The organism is Thermanaeromonas sp. DSM 22490, from assembly GCF_056378755.1.
The window spans coordinates 1-1,623 of record NZ_JBJHHE010000058.1; the positions used below are offsets into that span (position 1 = coordinate 1).

Here is a 1,623-nt window from a genome sequence, read left to right on the forward strand (position 1 = left end):
GGCGGGAACAATAATTTCTTGAACCATCCTTGGACACAAGCCCTTATACTCAATGTAATAAATCACGGGATGGATTTCAATACCTTGGAGAAAAAAGTTTTTAGGCAGGTAGCGGAAACATACTGTCAGAGCCTCAAAGTGCTATTAGAGCATATAGACGAGGTGCTGGCGCGCTCGTTGAAGCGGGCGGGCTGGGAAATCGTATGCCTAGAGGAGAAGCCTCTTGTGACCAGCTTAGGGGTGATTACGTACAAGAGGAGGTACTACAAGAAGCGGCTAGCGAGCGGGGCAGTAGCCTACGTATACTTACTTGACGAGCTACTGGGTTTAAACAAGAGGGGATCTTTTTCTCCCCGGGTGATAGAACTAGGGGTAGCGCTGGCAGCAGAGATGTCCTATCGCAAGGCCCAGGAAGCCCTAGAGGATATATTAGGAGTAAGCATAAGCCATGAAACCATAAGGCGATACGCCATTCGGACGGGGGAACACCTAGGTAAATGGGATGGGCCTACGGGGCTTGACGACAAAGGCGAGAAGAGAGTTCCCCTTTTGGTTATAGAAGTAGACGGGGCTTTACTTAGTGAACAACGGCAGAGCAAGGGGAGGAGAAGGAGGAAGAAGAGAAAAAAGGGGAAGGAAAGATTCGAGCTAAAGATAGCCGTAGTTTACGAAGGGTGGGAGATAGACGAATACACTGGTGAGGCACATCTGAAGAATCCCATGTACTTTGTCCATGGGGGCAGTGGGAAAGAATTTTGGGAGGCCTTAGAGCGTCAATTAAGGAGGGTATACGACCTAGAAGGCTGCCGGCGGGTCATCGTAGGCGGAGACGGGGCAGAATGGATAAGAGAAGGGGCCGACCTTATAGGAGCCGAATACCAATACTGTCGGTTTCACCTAGAGAGGGACCTAACGCGGCTGTGGGGTCAGGAGCCGGACACCAAAAGAGCGGTAAAAGAAGTACTTAAGAAAGGGGACAAAGAAGCCTTCAACCTGCTAATACAGGGGCTCATAGCGGAAGAAAAGGAGGCCAAACGCAAGGAGGCCTTGAAAGAATTTCAGGACCTAATGAACAGCGTATGGGAAGGGATAAAGGACTGGAGGGAAAGGGGGAAAGAAGTACCGGAAGTTGCGCGGGGAATAGGGGTAATCGAGCCCAACGTAGGGCATACCATAGCCAGGCGGTTTAAACACCGGGGTTGTTCCTGGAGCAAGAGAGGGGCATTTAACCTGGGGCGGGTAAGGTGTGCCCTAAGGAATGGGACATTGCGGGACATGATCAGGGTATCTGGGCCTCCGGCGCCGGGAGAAGAAGCAGCTGAGAAGAAAGATATTAACAACGGCTACTGGGCGAGGAAAGAGGCGGATGGGCTACCTTACCAAGAACCTGGCGATTGGTGCCGGGGCTCTATACCTTTAGCTCCTGGCAACAGCGAATTAGCCCAAAAATTGGCCGAAGTAGTAGGATTGTTTAGCTACCGGCAACTGTTTTAATAGAAGCTGTCATTGCCAAATGTTGTATCCCTTAGCCATACCAATAATTAACATACTATACATAAATACCCACTTACCATTGGAGACAAACAAAATCAAAAAAATTACCTAGCTCCACTTGACAGCTTC

General features: G+C 49.8%; 1 protein-coding gene. It reads left to right on the forward strand.

The features are described 5' to 3' along the window. Positions 1–1,494 (forward strand): ISLre2 family transposase (locus AC1BI1_RS15275; RefSeq protein ID WP_476718164.1); only part of this gene is annotated, 1,494 nt, incomplete at its 5' end. Between the last annotated feature and the right edge of the window lie 129 nt (positions 1,495–1,623).